The organism is Brevibacterium pityocampae (assembly GCF_039541555.1).
Taxonomy (GTDB): Bacteria; Actinomycetota; Actinomycetes; order Actinomycetales; family Brevibacteriaceae; genus Brevibacterium; species Brevibacterium pityocampae.
In genome coordinates this window covers 362,341-380,345 of sequence record NZ_BAABGL010000002.1, presented here as the reverse complement: position 1 = coordinate 380,345, position 18,005 = coordinate 362,341, and the positions used below count along the sequence as shown (strand labels likewise).

Here is an 18,005-nt window from a genome sequence, read left to right as displayed (position 1 = left end):
CTGAATGGTATCTGCCGATATAGCATTCAAGTATTTGTGATCATTGTGTTCATACAGCAATACGACCGCGCACTTGAAACGCGGTCACCGTCATCACCACGGGGCGCGGGGCTGGTCGCGGAATGGGGCACCCCGGCGCGGTTGCCAGCACGGATCGTGCCGGGGCCGGCGGGCCCGATCCGCAGCATTGACCGGCCCGGCCGGCGGACTGCTCACACCTCGGCCGGCGCGCCGCCTCACCGGTGCTGCTCGTACTCCTTGACCACCGCATCGGTGTCGCCGTCGGCGCGGAGCTCACCCTTCTCGATCCAGATGGTGCGGTTGCACGTGTCGCGGATCGAGCGCATCGAGTGGGAGACGAGGAACACGGTGCCGGCACGCTCGCGGATGTCGCGGATGCGCTTCTCGCTCTTCTTCTGGAAGTCGCGGTCGCCCACGCTCAGCGCCTCGTCGACGATGAGGATCTCGTGCTCCTTGGCTGTGGCGATCGCGAACTTGAGTCGGGCGGACATGCCGGAGGAATACGTGCGCATGGGCATGTCGATGAAGTCCTCGAGCCCGGTGAACTCGACGATGTCGTCGTACTGCGCCTCGATCTCGGACCGCTCCATGCCCATCGCGAGGCCGCCGAGGATGATGTTGTTGCCGCCGGACAGATCCGGGATGAGGGCAGCACCCACGCCCAGCAGGTTGGGCCGTGACTTCGCGTAGACCGCACCGCGGGTGGCCGGGGTGAGCCCGGTGATCGTGCGCATGAGGGTGGACTTGCCCGAGCCGTTCGTACCGATGATGCCGATCGACTCGTTGGCGCGCGCCACGAAGGTCACTCCCTTGAGCGCGTGCACCGTGCGCAGGGACCGGCCGCGCTGGAGCAGGCCGCTGCTCATGCTGGGCTTGATCGGCTTGCCGGTGGCCAGGGTGCGGAACTCGACGTGGACGTCGTCGCAGGCGACGACGGGCTGGCCCTCGGCGGGCTTCTCAGTTCTCTCGGCCATAGCGCTCCTCCGCCTTCCAGAAGAAGACCGTGCCGACGACGAGGATGACGACGGCCCAGATCGCGAGCTTCCACCAGTAGTCCCACGGGATCGAGTACTCGTCGAGCAGGATGCCGCGGGCGATCGAGAGCACCTCGTTGAGCGGGTGCCAGGCGTAGACCGCCTGCAGGGTGGGGTAGGGCTCGAGCACGGTGCGCGGGTCGAAGAACACTCCCGAGGTGTAGAAGATCAGGCGGGAGATGAACGGCACGAACTGGCTGAGGTCGCGCACGTGCACCGTGAGCCGCGCGAAGATCAGCGCCACACCCTGGTTGAACAGGTAGAACAACGCGATGAGTGGGATGAAGAGGAACCAGGAGAGGTTCGGCCGCGCCCCCCACAGCATGGTGAGGACGAACATCAGCAGCAGGGTCGGCATGAAATTGAGCAGGTTCTGCAGGACCGTGGCGATCGGCAGCACCATGCGGGGGAACGGCAGGGACTGCACGAGCGCGGTATTGCTGATGATCGACTTCGCGCCGCCGTTCATCGAGGTGTTGAAGAACTCGAGGAAGAACACGCCGATGATGAGGAAGGGCACGAAGTTCGCCGGGCGCATGCCGGCGAGGATGAGCCCGAACACGAGGCCGTAGACCATCGCGGAGAGGATCGGCCGCAGCACGACCCAGAGCATGCCCAGGCGATTCCGCTCGTTCTCGCTCTGGATGCGGTACTTCGCCAGGGAGTATGTGAAGTCCCGGCGCCGCCACACCTCGGTGACGTAATCGGTGAACGACGGCCGGGCGCCGACGCGCTCGAGCGAGTTCGCGGCGGCCAGTTCGGACAAGCTCATAGACTGCGGGACACTCTCCGGTGGGGACTCTGACCCGCTAAGTCTACGCCCTCGCAGGCCCGGAGCCGGCCAGGCGCGAGGCCGTGACGAGGTCGAAACCGGGTGCGCTCACCTGCGCTCGGGTGGGCACCGTGCCCGAGGCGAGCAGCCGACGGGCTGCGAGGTGCGGCTTGGGCGGGCCCAGGGTCTCGATGCCGATGAGCGGGGCGTCATCCGCCTCCGAGGCGAACAGCGCCACCTGCCCGCTCCCCGTCGCCAGGTCACCGAGGACCACGGGCTCGCCCTGAGATGCGGCGGCGGACATGCCGGCGGTGAAGACGCGCACGGGGCCCTGGAAGCTCCAGTGCCACGGGAGGTCGCTCCAGGCGGCGGTCGGCGCGGAGTGGCCCGGCTCCACGTGTTCGGAGGGGTCGGGCTCGGCGGGGCCCGGTGCTTCGGCGTGGTTCGATGCGGCACCCAGGCACCGACCGAGCCACTCCCCCTGCGAGGCGGCCACCGGTTCGGATTCCTGGGGGCCGTAGGCCGCCATCGGGCCGTGCGCCACCTGCCCGCAGTCACCGATCGCGTAGACCGCCTCCAGCGGGGCGCCGCCCGCAGCGAGGACCCGGAGGTGGGCGTCGGTGAGGAGCGCGCCCGCGCTCGTGCGCTGGACGCCACGGCCGGCGAAGTCCGTGGCGGCCTGCGCTCCGACGGCCGTGATCCAGAAGTCGCGGGCGACGTAGTCGACCGGTGTGGAGTGCGGGACGAAGCGGACGCCGGCGGATTCATGGAGCGCCATGACGGCGTCACTCAGCGGTGCGCTGAGCCGGGGCAGCGGGCGCGGCCCGTTGAGGTGCACGGTCGCCGTGTGGCCGGCGTCCACCGCACCGCGGGCGAGCTCGAGCGCGAGGAAGCCGGAGCCGATGATGCCGATGTCCACGGGGGTGTCCTGGGCGGAACCGGAGCGGAGCGCCGCGAGGTGCTCGCGGATCGCCTGTGCGTCGGCGGCGGAGTGCAGAGTGAAGGCCGGGCCCCCGGGCAGCTCGATGTCGAGGATCCGGGCGGCGGATCCGGTGGCGATGACGATGGCGGAGCCGTGGACCCACTCCCCGGTGTCGAGCCGGACAGAGCGGGTGTCGAGGTCGAGCTCGACCGCTGCGCCCTGAAGAAGTGCGACGCTCGAGCCTCTGGACACGGCATGTCCCGGACCGGAGTCTGCGGCGGCCGGGTCCACGCTGTGCGCGGTGAGCGTCAACGATTCCGCGAAGAGCTTCTTCGACAGCGGCGGCAGTTCGACGCCGGGCGAACCGTCGGGGGAGAGGACGACGACCGGTGCGCCCCTGCCGGCAAGTGCACCGGCCACCCGCGAACCGGCCTCGCCTGCGCCGACGACGAGCACCGCACCGCCGACGGAGTCAGGGTGAAGGCCCGGAGCGGCGGCGGAGCGGGATTCATCGCACATGGCATACCGACACTACCTGAGATGGCCTCGCCGGCCATGACCGCGGCGCCTCTGCCTGTTCGTCGCGACCCGACGCCGACCTCGTTGCGACGACTGCTCAGATCACGCGCTCGTCGCGGGCGCGTTCGATCGCCTGGGTCCGATTGTCCGCTCCGAGCTTGTCGAAGATGTGCACGAGGTGGGTCTTGACTGTCGCCTCGGAGATGAACAGCCGGCGCGCCAGCTGGCGGTTGGTGGCACCGCCGGAGAGGAGTTCGAGGATCTCGATCTCGCGCGGGGTCAGGGCTGTCGCCGGGGAGGCGATCCGCTTCATCATCTGTGCGATGACGGACGGAGAGAGCACCGATCTCCCGGCCGCCGCGTCCTCCACAGCACGCGCGATTTCGTCGGCCGGGCAGTCCTTGAGCAGGTAGCCTATGGCGCCGACCTCCAGCGCCGCCACGACGTCGGCCTGGGTGTCGAACGCCGTCATGATCAGCACCGGGATATCGCAGCGCTCCCGGATCAGTCGAGTCGCCTCGATCCCGGACATTCCCGCGCCCATCCGCAGATCCATCATGATGACATCGATCTGCGCGCCGAATTCCTCGAGGCGCAGCAGCGCCTCCTCGGCCGTGCCGGCCTCGACCGCCACCGTCATGGTCTCGAGCCCGTTCACCAGGGCGCACAGACCTGCGCGCACGACGGGATGGTCATCGACGATCATCACGTGTACCCGCGGCACTGCGCCTCCCACCGGTGGATCGTGCGACGACGACGCTCGACGACCGGTCTCCGCAGGGCCCGTCGCCCGTCTCTTCCGCGCGTCCGCACCCACCGGACCCGACGCGCCGAGCCGCCGATCCGCCGGCTCACCGCAGATGATACCGGCCGCCGCTCCGGATGGAGTCAACCGATCGGATGATCTCCACGTCGTCCGGTTGATCCCTGCAGTTCAACCGGTGGGGCGATCCGCGCCCGCGCCCCCTCCACCATGATGGATGGACACCCGACATTCCTACCGACCTCGGAGAGCAGACATGTACCTGGCCTTCCGCGATATCGTCTTCGCGAAGGGGCGCTTCGCCCTGATCGGCGGCGTGGTCGCACTCATCACCCTGCTGCTCGTGCTGCTCACCGGTCTGACCGACGGACTGGGCCGGCAGAACACCTCGGCCCTGGAGAACCTCGGCGCGTCGCATATCGTCTTCGCCGCCCCGGACGACGACGGCGACGAGCCGTCGTTCACTGAGTCGGTCATCACAGCCGATGAGCTGCGGGCCTTCTCCGCGCTGCCCGCCTACCAGTCCGAGCGCGGTTCGCTCCTCATGATGCAGGCATTCCTCTACGGCATCTCCGCCCTCGTCGTGGTGTCCTTCCTCACCGTGTGGACCATCCAGCGCACCCGGGATCTCGCCGTCCTTCGCGCATTGGGGTCCTCCCGCGGTTACCTCGTACGGGACTCCATGACCCAGGCCGCCTTCGTCGTGCTCCTCGGAGCTGCGGCCGGAGGCGCAGCCGGCGCCGCCGGAGGAGCGGCGGTCGGCTCCGCAGTGCCGTTCGCGCTGACGCCGATGACCATCCTCACGCCGGTGCTCGGCGTATTCGTCCTCGGTCTGATCGGGGCTGCACTGGCCACCCGGCGCGTGACCCGGATCGATCCCCTGCTCGCTCTCGGAGGGAACTGACCATGCACTCATCGACGCCTCAGCCCCTGCCCTCCCCCGCACCCCACCGATCCGCTCCCGCGCTCCGGCTCGAGAACGTCAGCCTCGTCTACCCCGATGGCGTGGACGAGAACGGCGCACCCCGCACCATCCGCGCCCTGGCCGCCGTCGATCTCTCCGCCGAGTCGGGAACCGTCACTGCTCTCGTGGGACCGTCGGGATCCGGCAAGTCCTCGCTCCTGGCCGTCGCGTCGACCCTCATCGGTCCGAGTTCGGGATCGGTGCGCCTGGCAGGTCGCGAGCTCACCGGACTGCCGGAGAAGGACCGCGCGATGCTGCGGAGAACGCAGCTCGGCACGATCTTCCAGCAGCCCAACCTGCTCCCGTTGCTCACCGCGCACGACCAGCTCGTGCTCACTGAGCATCTGCGCGGGGCCCGGGGCCGGCAGCTGGCCCGTGCCGGCCAGCGGGCGCACGAGCTGCTCGAGGTCGTCGGTCTGGCCGCCGCCGCCGACCGGCGACCGCATCAGCTGTCCGGTGGTCAACGGCAACGGGTGAACGTCGCGCGAGCTCTCATGGGACGACCGAAGGTCATGCTGGTCGACGAACCCACGTCCGCGCTCGATCACGACCGCTCGAGAGCCATCATCGACCTCATCGTGGCGACGACCCGGCAGTTCGACACCGCAACGGTCGTCGTCACCCACGATACCGAGTTCGTGCCCCTGGCCGACACAGCCTTGACGATCCGCGGCGGCCGCCTGGACTGACCTGCTCCCGGACCCGTGATCCGAGAGCTGCCGGTCGGGTCGAATCCCGCCCGGTGCGCAGAACCGATCACCGCGCGGAACAAATCTCACGAAGTCCCGCATCCGGTCGAGGTTCGGCGAATTGGCACGATAGTTGGGGCGGCAGTGATGAGTGGAAGCGGAATCCCGCGCAGGCAACCGCACCTCCGCCGGGAATACGCGCGACGGGGTTGGGCCGCCTCGATGACCGGCGGCAGGACGCGCGCCGACAGCGTTCGACCGGGTGCCCGTCTGATCGACGTTCACGATCACCGTCGAGCCCGAGGGCGGGTCGGCGGCGCCGACCACGGATCCGATCGTGGCCATCCCGACCGGCTGATCCGCCGAATCGCCGCAGTGCACCGGCGGCATCGTCCGGCCGGCGCTCATTGCCGAACCGGCGTCCGCGTAATAGGTTGCTTCTACCCGAGGTGCAGGGCGGCCGCTCGGCGAGGGCCGCTGCGACTCGCATCGGCGCCTCGGCCCTTCGACGACGAGGCGGTCGGCCATGACGACATTCGGAATCGAGGAGGAGTACCTCCTCATCGATCGGGACACCGGACTGCCGGCCTCCCCCTCCCCCGAGCAGACGCGCACGCTCCACGCGCTCGAGGTCGCCGGCGGGAGCGCGACCGCCGAATGGTTCACCTGCCAGCTCGAGTACAACTCCCCCGTGCACACCGAGACCGGCACGGCACTGTCCAAACTGCTCGGTTTCCGCCGCGCACTCGCCGCGACCGCGGACCGCATTGGGTTCGCGGTCGCGGCCCTGGGGACCGCACCGGACCACCCGCGCTCACCCTCCGAGGTGAGTCCCGGGGCTCATTACTCGACCCTCGCCGAGCTCGCCCCGCGCTTCACCGTCGACCATCATGTCAACGGCCTGCACGTCCACGTGGGTCTGGCCGACCTCGCCACCGGCGTCCGGGCCCTCAACGGGCTGCGCCCCTGGCTGCCGGTGCTGGTCGCGCTCGGAGCGAACTCGCCCGTGTGGCAGGGCGCGGACACCGGGTTCGCGAGCTGGCGGACCATCCAGTACCGGCGCTGGCTGGTCAACGGCATACCGCCGCGCTTCCACGACCTCGCCGACTACGAATCCCGCGTCGCCACCCTCCCGGAGGCATGCGCGATCAGCGGTGGGCGGTCCAGAGGAGTCGGATGCGGCATGCTCACTGGAAGGCAGACCTGTGCGGTGTGCGGCCAGTGAGAGAGGCTCCGCGAAGACCGTCTTCGACAACGGCGGCAACTCGGCACTCGGTCGCCTTCCTGGGGCGACGATGGTGACTGCCGCGCCGGCGGTTGCGAGAACTGCGGCACACCGGATGCCCGCCGCACCCCCTCCGATGACGGGCACCGGAGCAGTCCCTGAGCGTGGGTGACGGCCCGCACTGGGGTTAGCGGTGTGATCGTTCATGACGCTCCGACCATAGCGCAGGGATCTCCCCGCGCGGGCTTCGATTCTGGGCGCCCTGCTTGCGCTCCACGCCGCTGTCGGGAGAACCGGAACTGAGACGAATCACTCCCTTCCGAGCCACCTCGGACTTTCGGTTACACAAAGTACAGAAATGGCGGATGCGCACAGCTGCGCTACACTGTGGCTCTGGAAATACCTTGTCTAGGCAGTGAATAGCAGGAGCAGTCCGACTGCGCCCGCGCTCATCCCCAGCGGATGCGGGCCTCATTGCACGACAATGTCCGGGGCCCCCGGCAATCGCCACTTCACCGCCGTCCCCTCAGTAGGAGAACCGTCTTGACCACTTCAGTCAGAAGAGCGTGGGGTTTCGCACTCGCGCTGTTCGTCGCCCTGGCGTCGATCGCCATGACGACACCCGCTTCAGCAGCGTCCCCGGACGTCACTTACCCCGATGCAATCACCAACATCACCCTGAAGAAATCAGATGGGTCCGATGGTCCGACCAGGCAGTGGGACAAGCTGCGGATCGATGCTCAGTGGACTGTGCCCAACGACGCACAGGGCGGAGACACCTTCGGCATGACTCTGCCGCCCGAGTTCCAGCGGGAGAGCCCCAGCTTCGATCTCAAGAACCCAGAGGGCGACACCGTCGCGAAATGCACGGTCAGTGAAGAGAGGCCGTCTCAGGTCATCTGCACGCTGACCGATTTCGTCAACGACAAGGAGTCGATCGGCGGAAACCTCTGGCTCGAGGTCCAGGCCACACGGGCCACGCAGGAAACCGCGGTCGAGTTCGAGGTCGGCAACGCGATCGTGCCGGTGACGGTGCCGGGCGGACAGGGCATCCTGCCGAACAATCCGGCTCCGACGCAGCCGCGAAAGCAGTCCTCCGGCCTCAACGAGCGCGGTCAGATCCAGTGGACCATCCAGATCCCGTCGAGTGTCACGGACAACGGCACCATCACGGTCAACGACTCCCTGCAGCGCGGTACCACGGAGGTGGAGAACCACACGCTCGTCGGAACTGACGAGGGAGGTTTCATCAGGGTGCAGGTTCAGGCGATCGACGAGGCCGGCCAGTACACGGGCGGATGGAAGCCCGTTTCTGCGGACGATCTTGTCATCGACTTTCCGGCAGCGAACGGCGAGCGTGAGTTCTCGGTCGATATCAAGAACGTGCCTTCCGATCGGAAGGTCGTCTACATGATTCAGTACTTGACCGTAGCCGACGGTGAGGTGTTCGTCGGGGACAAGTTCGGCAATGACTACACCGTGCAGGGCACCCAGAGGGATTACGTCTACGAGTACAGGCAGTCCGGCGGCGGCGACGGAGACGGTTCGGCCTTCACCCGCTTCTCGATCGCGAAGTCGGTGACCGGTGTTGATCCGTCGGAGATTCCCGAGGGCACCGAATTCACCGTCGAGTACACGGTCGGCGAGGAAACGCGGACAATGGAGGTTCTCCTCGGCGAGGGGAACCGCGCTCAGTCAGTCCGGTTCCCACTCGGTTCGACGTTTGTCATCTCCGAGATCGCTCTGCCTGCGGTCGACGGTCTCGAATGGGACGGTTACACGATCACCGGTGACGGTGTCACCGACAATGGAGACGGCACCTTCTCCGTGACGCCCGAGTCGAACGCTGCGGTTGCGCTGACCCTGGAGAACTCCGCCAAGACGATCGTCCCGACTCCGGAGCCGACCACGGAGCCCACCACGGAACCGACCACGGAACCGACCACGGAGCCCNAGCTCATCGGGGTACTTCCTCGGTGCTGCCATGCTCCTCATCCTCCCGTGGGATCAGAGCCTCCACCAGACCCGGGGCGATTCAAAGGCGCTACACAAGGACGCCTACTCGGCGCAGTTCTGGAAGTCGACATCGAACGCACACCTGGCTCGCTCCATCGTTGACGCCCAGGACCTCGCAGCAAAGGGCCACGGACCGGCGAACAGCGCCTACATGGCGTTCGCTGACCGCGTCCGGGACTTGCACGGTCTCAACATCGAAAACCTGACTTCTCAAGGTGCCGATGGAACCGCACGTTTCAACGCACTGCAAGCTGCCCTCGACGACCACAATGCCGCTGGCCGTCTGCGTGCCGAGGAACGCACGGACGACACCGCCGCCGAGTCGGTCCGGGAAGAACAGCAGGCGCAGGCCGAGGACGAAGCCGCCCACGATCCTGCCCTCCGCGAGGCCGCGATGAGTGAAGCCGCCGAGGCCGGTATCGACACCGACGACTACCTCGACCGGTTGTCAGCCGAGGACACGGACGCGTTGCTGGCAGACCCGGAGAACCCGGAGGCGCGAGACGCCCGAATCGAAACAGCCACACGCGAGGACGCTGGGGCTGATGCCGACCGCACCCACTCGGAGTCCCACCCTGAGGAAAAGCACTACGACACCGCCGCCGATACAGCCGGCGACGACGCCGACCTTGCGCGGAAGCGCGAGACCGGCCACCTGGCAGCCGCAGCGTCACTGCCTGACTCCCAGCACAACCGGGACATGAGCCGGCATCTGGACGAAGTCGCCAAGCGCGACCCACAGGCAGCCGCCACCAGACGGGAAGCGCTCAAGAACATCTCGGGCGACGCTAAGGACTACCTGCGGCGTTCCGTTGATTCGAAGGCTCATGTCCGCAAGGCAGGCCAGAGTCAGCCCACACGCGAACGCGAGCACGTCCAGCAACGCTGACGCACACATCAAAGGGGCACCCAACCAAAGCGGTTGGGTGCCCCTTCGTGTGCCGGTCAGTCGAGTCGGAACAGGTCTGGAACCGTCAGCGGAGAATGCGGCAACGGCTCCGGCATATCTCGCTCACCGTCCGGGTCCGTCTTGTTCGGATCGTAGGCATGGAACGGCCCCTGCGGGTCGAGGATGACCCGCATCATCGGGTCCAGGTAGTCGCGAAAGAACGTCACGATTCCCGGCCCGCCCTCCAGCCGCATCTTCTCCCAGGACGCCCACAGCGCCTCCAGGCGCATCACGACCTCCGAGTACCGCCACCACTGCGGGTCCCACCGGAACTGCGAGACATCGCGTAATGGCCGCGAGTAGTTCGGCAACAGCCAATCAGTCACCCACTGATCCAGGGACGAGTAGAACGGCTCGAAGGCCGGCTCCGTCTCCGTGATCTCTTCCTCTGTTGCTTCCTCGATGGGTTCGGCCGGTGCGAAGTCATCCGACATGCTGGTCCTCCTTGCCGATCTGCGAGGTCGACGCGCCGCTCTGGGTCGCCGAGGACGTCTACGACCAGGTGAGCGTCGAGACCGAGGTGCAGTCCGAGGACGAGGAAGAGGAGATCAAGGAGTTCCGCGACTTCGTCGAGCACGTCGACCCGGAAGAGTTCGAGAAGTGGACTGACTGAGGGCGCACCGGCCCCGGCCTATCGCGTCAGGTGCGCCTCGGGCGTCAGGCGCCTCAGAAGCCTGACTACACCGTCCGCGTTCTCGACAGCGAGGGATCCCAGCCTGACCCAGGGCAATCAGACTTGGGACGCCTCCACGAACTCCGCGTAGTACTTCTGCGCGACGTTGGGGTGCGACCGCAGCCGCGATGCAAAGGCATTCTCCCCGTAGACGGCGTGCAGCGCGTCCCGCTCGTCCTGGGAGACTCCACGGGCGCGGGCGGCGAGCTCCGAAGGCAGCTGCACCTCGGGCAGCGAGCTGCGCAGTGCGGGATTGAAGAAGAACGGGACGGAGATCCGGTCCTTCCCCGGCTGGGTGGGGAGCACCCTGTGAACCGTGGCTCTCAGATACCCGCCGGTGGCAACCTCGAGCAGCTTGCCGATGTTCACGATGAAGACGTCTTCGATCGGGTCAGCGTCGATGTAGCCGTCATCGGTCAGCACCTGCAGACCTGTGGTGCCGGGCTGCGGGTACAACAGCGTGAGCACTCCTCCGTCGCGGTGCTCTCCAACCCCCTGCGTGACCGTCTCGTCAGCTGGGGCCGGGTAGCGAATGATCTTGATGAAGGACTCCGGACCATCCTCGAAGGCCGGAGCGAAGAGGTCTGCCGGCTGCCCGAGGCTCAGCGCCCATTCGGACAGCAGCTTGCCGCCCAGAACGGTGAGCTGCCGGTGCCACCGGTCGGTCACCTCACGAAGCTCGGGCAGAGACGCAGGGTACTGGTTCGGACCGGTCAGCCGATCGAAGGGGAACTGCGGATCTGCAACCGGTTCGCGGTTCGGACCGATGTCGATCTGCTCCCGCCAGTCGACCTTCCCCCGCGTTCGCTCCCCACCCGTCCGCGTGTAGCCGCGGAAGTGAGGGGACTTGGTGTTCTCGATCGCCAGCTTCTCCTCCTCAGGAAGAGCGAAGAAGCGCTGGGCCACGTCGATGATTTCGCCGAAGTCCTCAGCGGGAATGCCGTGGCCGGTGAGGTAGAAGAATCCGATTTTGTGGGTCACGCGACGGAGATCGTCGCGAAAGGCCTGGGCCGTACTCGGATCGTCGGCCCGGGACAGGTCGATGATCGGCAGTGTGGAATCTGACATTGTGCTCTCCTCGTCTCGTTGTCGCTTGCGGCGGGCCGTAATCGCCCGACGTCATGCTCCGCTCGCCGCGACCTCTTCCTCGCTGCGCAGCAATTCGACGAGCTGCTCGGCGGTCCAATCGTCCTTGAACTTCAGATTTCCCCCGTTGAGCTCCGTCACGGCCTCTTGCACCTCGGACGAGTGGTAGACATCGATGAGCGTCTCCCACCGCGGGTCGTCGGCGTTCTCCTCTTTGGTGACGAAGGCGTTGATGTACGCGTCGTTCGTCCCGGACTCGAGGTCGTCCTTGTAGATGATGACTTCGTCGCCGAGCCCGCCCTTCTGCGCCTGGGTGTTGTTGACGACCGCTGCAGCGGCCGAGCCGTTGAGGGCGGTGACGGTCTGATTCGAGTCGACCGGCGTGATCTCCACCTTCGCGGACTCGATCTCCGCCGGGGTCGAAAGCGAGTCGCCACCGTCCTTGAGGGTGAGCAGTCCAGCTTCCTGCAGGTTGAGCAGGGCGCGGGCCTGGTTCGTCGGATTGTTCGGAATTGCGACCTCCGCACCCTCCGGCAGTTCCTCGAGCGAGCCGTAGTCCTTCGAGTACAGCGCGAGCGGATAGACCGCCGTCGCTCCCACGGGAACCAGAGTCCCGTTGTTGTTGACGTTGTACTGCGCGAGGTAGGCGAGGTGCTGGAACAGGTTGATGTCGATATCGCCGTTCTCTGTGGCGGTGTTGATCTGCGTACCGTCCGAGAAGGTCTTGACCTCGGCCTCGATCCCTCCTTCGGCGAGCTTCTCCTGGATGATCAGCCAGTGCTTCTCCTGGCCGTCATCGGTCCCGATGGTGAGGACATCGTCTGGGCCTTCCGCAGAGGCTGCCCCTCCCCCGCACGCTGCCACGCTCAGCAGCAACCCGGCGGCGGATAGGGAAAGGGCGGTCTTCACCCACGAATGAGTTGTCGGACGGGTCATGGCATTCTCCTCGGCGTTGATTTGAGTCTGATGCTCGGAACGCTATGCCCGAGGCGCATCCGGAGTATGTGGGGAATGTCTCAGAAAGTCGCGATTCGTCACACATCCACCTCAGGTGACGCACAATGTCACCATATGACGATTGGCGGTTCCCGTTCAGCCGGCTCGTCGTTCACTGTCACCTGTGCAGACAACCGCAGGGAGTGATCCGGTGAGTGACATCGATCCCCACATCCGCTTCATAAGTATTTTCAAGGAGTACCCATCCCCGCGCGGCAAGGAGAGTAGCGTGAAGGCTCTCGACGGGGTGTCGCTCGACATTGCACGCGGCTCTGTCGTCGGCATCGTCGGCTACTCCGGTGCCGGCAAGTCGACCCTCGTGCGACTCATCAACGGGCTGGAGCTGCCCACATCCGGCAGCGTCGTCATCGACGGCACCGACATCACCGGACTGCCGGAGGCCAAGCTTCAGAAGGTGCGCAGCCGCATCGGCATGATCTTCCAGAATTTCAATCTCTTCGGCTCGCGCACTGTCGCCGGCAACGTCGGGTACCCGCTGAAGATCGCCGGCTGGTCCAGGGAGAACATCAAGGCCAGAGTCACCGAGCTGCTGCGCTTCGTCGACCTCGAGGACAAGGCTGATGTCTATCCGAGGCGGCTGTCCGGCGGGCAGAAGCAGCGGGTGGGCATCGCGCGCGCCTTGGCAACCAGCCCTGAGATCCTGCTCGCGGACGAGGCGACCTCCGCACTCGACCCGGAGACGACGACCGAGGTGCTGGGACTGCTGCGTCGCGTGAACCAGGAGTTCGGAACCACCACCGTGGTCATCACCCACGAAATGGCCGTGGTCCGCGAGCTCTGCGACAACGTCGTGATGATGGAGAAGGGTCGCATCATCGAAGCGGGCAGCACCTACTCCCTCTTCTCGAATCCAGTGACCGACACCACGAGGAAGTTCATCGCCACCGCTACTCAGGGAACTCCGTCCGCAGCCACGCTCGAACGCCTCCGTGCCCGCCATCCGGGCACGATCGTGGCCATAGAGATCAACGAGGAGTACAGCTCGTCGGAGGTCAACCGCATGCTGGCGGCCGCGCAGGTCACGGGCACCGTGGTGTTCGGCGGAGTCACCGAGATCGGCGAGCGCCCGCTCGGCACCCTGACCTACGAGCTGACCGGACCACCCGAGGCGATCACCGCTGCGATCGAGCAAATCGCAGCACACACCCGCACCGAGGTGCTCTCCTCGCAGCAGCCCCAGAAGGAGGTTCCCCATGGACACTGATTGGCCGACTTTGCTCCCCGTCCTCCTGCAGTCGGTGCAGGAGACACTCGTCATGGTCACCGCCACCATCGTGCTGAGCGGCATCGCCGGGCTGATCATCGGTGCTGCGCTCTACGCCTCCCGACCAGGCAACCTGTTCGAGCAGCCGGTGGTGTTCGGAATCCTCAACGTCATCGTCAACATCGTGCGGCCGATCCCCTTCATCATCTTCATCACCGCCATCGGACCGCTCACTCTTCTGGTCGTCGGGACCACGATCGGCACGACTGCGGCGATCCTGCCGATGACCCTCATGGCCTCGGTCGTCATCGGCCGGGTCGTCGAGCAGAACCTCGTCGCCGTGGACCCGGGAATCGTAGAGGCGTCCCGGGCGGCCGGTGCCGGGCGACTGCGCACTCTGTTCAGCATTGTCCTTCCCGAGGCGCTCGCCCCGCTCATCCTTGGCTACACCTTCATGCTCATCGCCATCGTGGACATGTCCGCGATGGCCGGCGTGGTCGGCGGCGGCGGCTTGGGCAACTTCGCGATCATGTACGGCTACCAGCAGTTCGACTGGAACGTCACCCTCGTCACCGTGACCGTCATCATCGTCATGGTGCAGGTCGCTCAGCTCGTGGGCAACTGGGTCTCACAGCTCATCCTTCGGAGGTGATCACAGTCCGCACGATGAGGCAATGCCACGACGGCACAATGCGTAGATCCCAGTTTCACCGGCGGTCTGCATCCGGATGCGGCACGGTGCGATAGGCGTGCACGGATGTAACGAGCAGCCAGGCGAACCCTGCGACAACCGCAATCCAGAGGGCAAGCACTCCGAGACCGCTCAGGCCGCGCCGAACGCGACACCTGAACTGTTCTGACCGGGGCGTGCAGTGAGCAGCGCAAGCCGGAACTGTTCAGCACTCTGATTTCGCGCCGCGCGGGCCTTCGCCAGTGCGCGCAGGACCATGTAGTCGAGCCGTGGATCGATGTGCTCGCGAAACTTCGACGGCGGCTCGGGTGCGTGATGAACGTGCTGGAAGGTGAGCTCCACTTGAGAGCTTCCCACAAACGAGGTCCGGCCAGTCAGCAGCTCGTAGAGGACGCATCCCGCGGAGTATGCCCGCCTCATGAACGATCGCCCGCCACGTACTGAGCTGAGTCGCCTGCAGCCTCCGACGCCGCCCCGCGTACAGGTTGACGACACCAATGATGCAGTCATTCACGCGCAGCGGCATCGCATAGATCGATCCGAAGCCAACCTCGACCGATTTGGCGCTGAAAGTGGGCCAGCGCCGAACTCAATCTCCATTTGTGCCCCCGTGCTCCGATAGAGCTCGAGTGAACTTCTGACAATTGCGCACTCCGGGGTCTGAAATGAGCTGCGCTTGGATCCTTCAGCCGTCTGCTTTCCTGCGGCTCAGGTCTAGACAAGGAAGCAGAAGACGGCGGTCGCAATGCAGATCACCAGCATCCCGATGGCGTTGACGAAGAGGTTGCGGCCAAAATCACGAGCGCGGATGTGCATGCTGATGGCGAGGATGAAATACACGATCAGGCACACAGTGGTGAGCGCGGCCAGGCCGGGAATCCGGATCCCGAGGATGAGGCCTGCCGCCGCTGCGAACTTGATCGGTGGAATCACCCACCACCAGCGACGCGGGAAGCCGACGTCCTCGAAGCACCGCCCGATGAACTCCAAGGGCTTGATGCACACGAGCCCGTCGATGAAAGAGATGACCGCCAGCAGGATGACCGGCCATACAGGATCCGGCAGGAGCTCCATAACGCATACCGTACCGTGCAGCGCAGCGACCGGCGGTGCGTCGCGTGGTGAAGCGCCTCTGCAACGACCCATTGAACCCGAGCCCATTTTNCACGGAACCGACCACGGAGCCCACCACGGAACCGACCACGGAGCCCACCACGGAACCGACCACGGAGCCCACCACGGAACCGACTCAGGGCCCTGGCCCCAATCCGGGCTCGGAGGATGACCAGCCGGGTGACGATTCCGATAACAGCGGCCCGGACACCGATGACAACGGTTCGCTTCCGCGCACGGGAACCTCTGCAATGATGACGCTGGCAACCGCTGGTGTCCTCATCGCCCTGGGCCTGACCGCGCTGACCTACGTCCGCCGGACCTCGCGCAAGTAACTGAGCGCGACTGAGCTCGCCTCGTCACAATAGTGGTGTGCACTCCCGTGACGGGAGTGCACACCACTGTCGTCTCTGCCTCCCTGACCACTCACCGCAGCACCACCCGAATCTCACGCGTCACGCCGGAGCGAGACTGACCACACCTCGTGCTCACTACACCGCTCCCACCCCGTCCGATCAGACACGGTGAACCCGGCGTCACGGAGCTCGTCGACGATCAGCCGGCGCCCGAACTCCGGGTCGTCGGCGTGCGCGTCGATGATCGCGTTGACCAGGTGCGCCTGGTCCCACTCGGCCTGCGTGACCGGTTCGGCCAGCCACCGGTAGAACGGCTGGCGAGCGATCTTCAGCACCCGGCACGTCACCGCGACGGGGACCCCGTCAGCGGCCAGCTCGCGAACGAGCAGGTACATCATTTTCCCGGCAGATTCGCCTGCGACAGATACGCCGCCGCGCACCGCAGCACCTCGTTCTCCTGCTCCAACAGCCGGTTCCGCTTGCGCAGCTCCCGCAGCTCGGCCGACTTGAACCGCCCCGGGTTCTCTGCCGCTACTTTGCGGGTTCGGGCTCTCGGTTGAGGGCCTCGTAGTGGAGCGTCTCGAACTCTATCGGGGTGAGCATCCCGAGGGAGCCGTGGAGGCGCCGATTGTTGTACCAGTCGACCCAGCCGGCCGTCGCGTACTCGACGTCCGAGAGCGTCCTGAAGGGCCCAGGATGGAAGACGGTGGTGCGGATGCATTCGGTCTTGAACAGGCCGTTCACGGTCTCCATGAGCGCGTTATCGTAAGCGTCGCCGACGGTACCGATCGACGGCGCGATGCCCTCGAGGTCGAGATGCTCGGTGTATCGGATAGATGTGTACTGGGACCCGGCATCGCTGTGGTGGATCAAATCGCCAGGTGAGACGGGGTTTCCGTCGCGGTCGCGCTGCCACAGAGCTATCCGTAATGGGGTCATGACCAGGTCGGTGCGCATGCTGGAGCTGGCGTGCCAGCCCACGATCCGCTGGGCGAACACGTCCAGGACGAACGCGACGTAGACGAAGCCCGCCCAGGTCCTCACGTACGCGAAATCTGTGACCCACACCAGGTTCGGCGCGGACGCGGTGAAGTCGCGGTTCAGCAGGTCACCGGCACGTTTCCCGTCGGGGTCGGGGATGGTGGTGCGCAGCTTCTTCGCCCGGCGAACACCCTCGAGGCCGAGGGTGCGCATGGCCCGGTCCGCTGCTCCGCGGGAGGTGGCGGCGAGGCCGTCTTGGCGGCGGAGCAGGGCAACCCACTTCCGCCGCCCGTACAGGCCCTCCGGCGTCATCTGCATCCGCCCGGTGGCCTCGTTGAACCTCCAGGCCAGGTCGCGGATCTTGTCCTCGACCAGCGCGTCTGTGACCGTCCTGGCAGCGATGCGGGCCGGCCTCTTCCAGGCCCGGTAGGTCCGTGCAGCGATCCCCAAGCCCTGCTGGCGCAGGACGCAGAGGATCGACTCGACTGCGTAGCCCTCGGCCCTCATCTCGTCGATGAACGCGAGGATCAGCGGTTGCGGGGGTCGAGCTCCCCGGCGAAGAAAATCGAGGCCCGGCGCAGGATCTCGTTGTCCTCACGCAGCCGCTTGACCTCCGCCTTCAGCCGCTTCACCTCGACGGACTCCTCTCTCGTGACGCCGGGCCGGGTCCCGTCGTCGACCTCGGCCTGCGCCAGCCAGCGCCGCACGGACTCACGTGAGACACCTTCCTGGCGAGCGACCGCGGCCGTCGCCGCGGTCAAGGTGGGGTACTCCTGGGCGTGGTCCCGCACGAGCCGCACGCACCTCGCGCGCAGCTGGGGATCGATCTTCTTCGGCATGCTGTCCATCCTTCCGGACTTAAACAGCAGCGGCATCAAACCCAGGGCGGTTCACCCGGGTCTGCTCGACTTCGCCGCCGCCGAGCTCACCGCTGCCGATGGGGAGTGAACCCCCGCACCGCCATCTGCCACACCCCGGGGCTTCGCACCCGGGCCGCGGAATCTTCTCTA

Annotated in this window: 19 protein-coding genes and 1 pseudogene; 9 read left to right on the top strand and 11 right to left on the bottom strand. The window is 66.3% G+C overall.

What is annotated here, in order from left to right; all coding sequences use genetic code 11:
• Positions 1-236: 236 nt before the first annotated feature.
• The 4 genes from ABD883_RS02040 to ABD883_RS02025 form a co-directional block, all read right to left on the bottom strand.
• Positions 237-995, bottom strand: coding sequence for an ABC transporter ATP-binding protein (locus ABD883_RS02040; RefSeq protein WP_345029415.1), 759 nt, complete (start codon positions 993-995; stop codon positions 237-239).
• A complete protein-coding gene (locus ABD883_RS02035; protein WP_345029413.1) occupies positions 979-1,827 on the bottom strand; it encodes an ABC transporter permease in 849 nt (282 codons plus the stop codon). Before ABD883_RS02035 ends, ABD883_RS02040 begins: the two co-directional genes overlap by 17 nt.
• Before the next feature lie 43 nt (positions 1,828-1,870).
• Positions 1,871-3,268, bottom strand: a complete 1,398-nt coding sequence (locus ABD883_RS02030) for an FAD-dependent oxidoreductase (RefSeq protein ID WP_345029411.1) — start codon at positions 3,266-3,268, stop codon at positions 1,871-1,873.
• Positions 3,269-3,365: 97 nt separating this feature from the next.
• Positions 3,366-3,974: a response regulator gene (locus ABD883_RS02025; RefSeq protein ID WP_345029409.1), complete on the bottom strand. Its 609-nt coding sequence runs from the start codon at positions 3,972-3,974 to the stop codon at positions 3,366-3,368.
• Positions 3,975-4,287: 313 nt separating this feature from the next.
• Between ABD883_RS02025 and ABD883_RS02020 the strand changes: the two genes are divergently transcribed.
• The 5 genes from ABD883_RS02020 (at position 4,288) to ABD883_RS02000 (ending at position 9,814) form a co-directional block, all read left to right on the top strand.
• Positions 4,288-4,935, top strand: coding sequence for an ABC transporter permease (locus ABD883_RS02020; protein WP_295690323.1), 648 nt, complete (start codon positions 4,288-4,290; stop codon positions 4,933-4,935).
• 2 nt (positions 4,936-4,937) lie between these two features.
• Positions 4,938-5,684: an ABC transporter ATP-binding protein gene (locus ABD883_RS02015; protein WP_137318756.1), complete on the top strand. Its 747-nt coding sequence runs from the start codon at positions 4,938-4,940 to the stop codon at positions 5,682-5,684.
• A 526-nt stretch (positions 5,685-6,210) separates the two neighbouring features.
• Entirely contained in the window at positions 6,211-6,909 is a 699-nt protein-coding gene (locus ABD883_RS02010) for a carboxylate-amine ligase (RefSeq protein WP_295690319.1), read from the top strand.
• 462 nt (positions 6,910-7,371) lie between these two features.
• Positions 7,372-9,027 carry an Ig-like domain-containing protein gene (locus ABD883_RS02005; RefSeq protein ID WP_425548408.1) on the top strand — a complete coding sequence of 552 codons (1,656 nt, stop codon included), beginning with the start codon at positions 7,372-7,374 and terminating at the stop codon, positions 9,025-9,027.
• A 49-nt stretch (positions 9,028-9,076) separates the two neighbouring features.
• Entirely contained in the window at positions 9,077-9,814 is a 738-nt protein-coding gene (locus tag ABD883_RS02000; protein WP_345029402.1) for a hypothetical protein, read from the top strand.
• Positions 9,815-9,870: 56 nt separating this feature from the next.
• Here ABD883_RS02000 and ABD883_RS01995 read toward each other — a convergent pair whose 3' ends face one another.
• Positions 9,871-10,308 carry a DUF4913 domain-containing protein gene (locus ABD883_RS01995; RefSeq protein WP_247618919.1) on the bottom strand — a complete coding sequence of 146 codons (438 nt, stop codon included), beginning with the start codon at positions 10,306-10,308 and terminating at the stop codon, positions 9,871-9,873.
• An 11-nt stretch (positions 10,309-10,319) separates the two neighbouring features.
• Here ABD883_RS01995 and ABD883_RS01990 point away from each other — a divergent pair, with 11 nt between their 5' ends.
• A complete protein-coding gene (locus ABD883_RS01990; RefSeq protein ID WP_175406869.1) occupies positions 10,320-10,487 on the top strand; it encodes a hypothetical protein in 168 nt (55 codons plus the stop codon).
• Between the two features lie 117 nt (positions 10,488-10,604).
• On the opposite strand, the gene ABD883_RS01985 is transcribed toward ABD883_RS01990, so the two are convergent.
• Together ABD883_RS01985 and ABD883_RS01980 are read right to left on the bottom strand one after the other, a co-directional pair.
• Entirely contained in the window at positions 10,605-11,615 is a 1,011-nt protein-coding gene (locus ABD883_RS01985) for an isopenicillin N synthase family dioxygenase (RefSeq protein ID WP_247618920.1), read from the bottom strand.
• 51 nt (positions 11,616-11,666) lie between these two features.
• Positions 11,667-12,569, bottom strand: coding sequence for a MetQ/NlpA family ABC transporter substrate-binding protein (locus ABD883_RS01980; RefSeq protein WP_345029399.1), 903 nt, complete (start codon positions 12,567-12,569; stop codon positions 11,667-11,669).
• 211 nt (positions 12,570-12,780) lie between these two features.
• Here ABD883_RS01980 and ABD883_RS01975 point away from each other — a divergent pair, with 211 nt between their 5' ends.
• Complete coding sequence (locus ABD883_RS01975; RefSeq protein ID WP_345029396.1) at positions 12,781-13,854, top strand: methionine ABC transporter ATP-binding protein; 1,074 nt, start codon at positions 12,781-12,783, stop codon at positions 13,852-13,854.
• On the top strand, positions 13,844-14,506 hold the full coding sequence (locus ABD883_RS01970) for a methionine ABC transporter permease (protein WP_345029393.1): 663 nt from the start codon (positions 13,844-13,846) through the stop codon (positions 14,504-14,506). Before ABD883_RS01975 ends, ABD883_RS01970 begins: the two co-directional genes overlap by 11 nt.
• 171 nt (positions 14,507-14,677) lie before the next feature.
• On the opposite strand, the gene ABD883_RS01965 is transcribed toward ABD883_RS01970, so the two are convergent.
• Complete coding sequence (locus ABD883_RS01965; protein WP_137318746.1) at positions 14,678-14,887, bottom strand: hypothetical protein; 210 nt, start codon at positions 14,885-14,887, stop codon at positions 14,678-14,680.
• A 372-nt stretch (positions 14,888-15,259) separates the two neighbouring features.
• Positions 15,260-15,619 carry a DoxX family protein gene (locus ABD883_RS01960; RefSeq protein ID WP_137318745.1) on the bottom strand — a complete coding sequence of 120 codons (360 nt, stop codon included), beginning with the start codon at positions 15,617-15,619 and terminating at the stop codon, positions 15,260-15,262.
• Between the two features lie 35 nt (positions 15,620-15,654).
• Between ABD883_RS01960 and ABD883_RS13750 the strand changes: the two genes are divergently transcribed.
• On the top strand, positions 15,655-15,993 hold the full coding sequence (locus ABD883_RS13750) for an LPXTG cell wall anchor domain-containing protein (protein ID WP_425548407.1): 339 nt from the start codon (positions 15,655-15,657) through the stop codon (positions 15,991-15,993).
• Between the two features lie 179 nt (positions 15,994-16,172).
• Here ABD883_RS13750 and ABD883_RS01955 read toward each other — a convergent pair.
• Both ABD883_RS01955 and ABD883_RS01950 read right to left on the bottom strand, forming a co-directional pair.
• A pseudogene (locus tag ABD883_RS01955) lies at positions 16,173-16,555 on the bottom strand (IS3 family transposase); the annotation flags it as partial.
• A protein-coding gene (locus ABD883_RS01950) for an IS3 family transposase (RefSeq protein WP_345029390.1) occupies positions 16,546-17,834 on the bottom strand; the annotation gives its coding sequence in 2 pieces (ribosomal slippage) (positions 16,546-17,561 and positions 17,561-17,834; 1,290 coding nt in all). The pseudogene ABD883_RS01955 and the gene ABD883_RS01950, both read right to left, overlap by 10 nt.
• Positions 17,835-18,005: the final 171 nt, after the last annotated feature.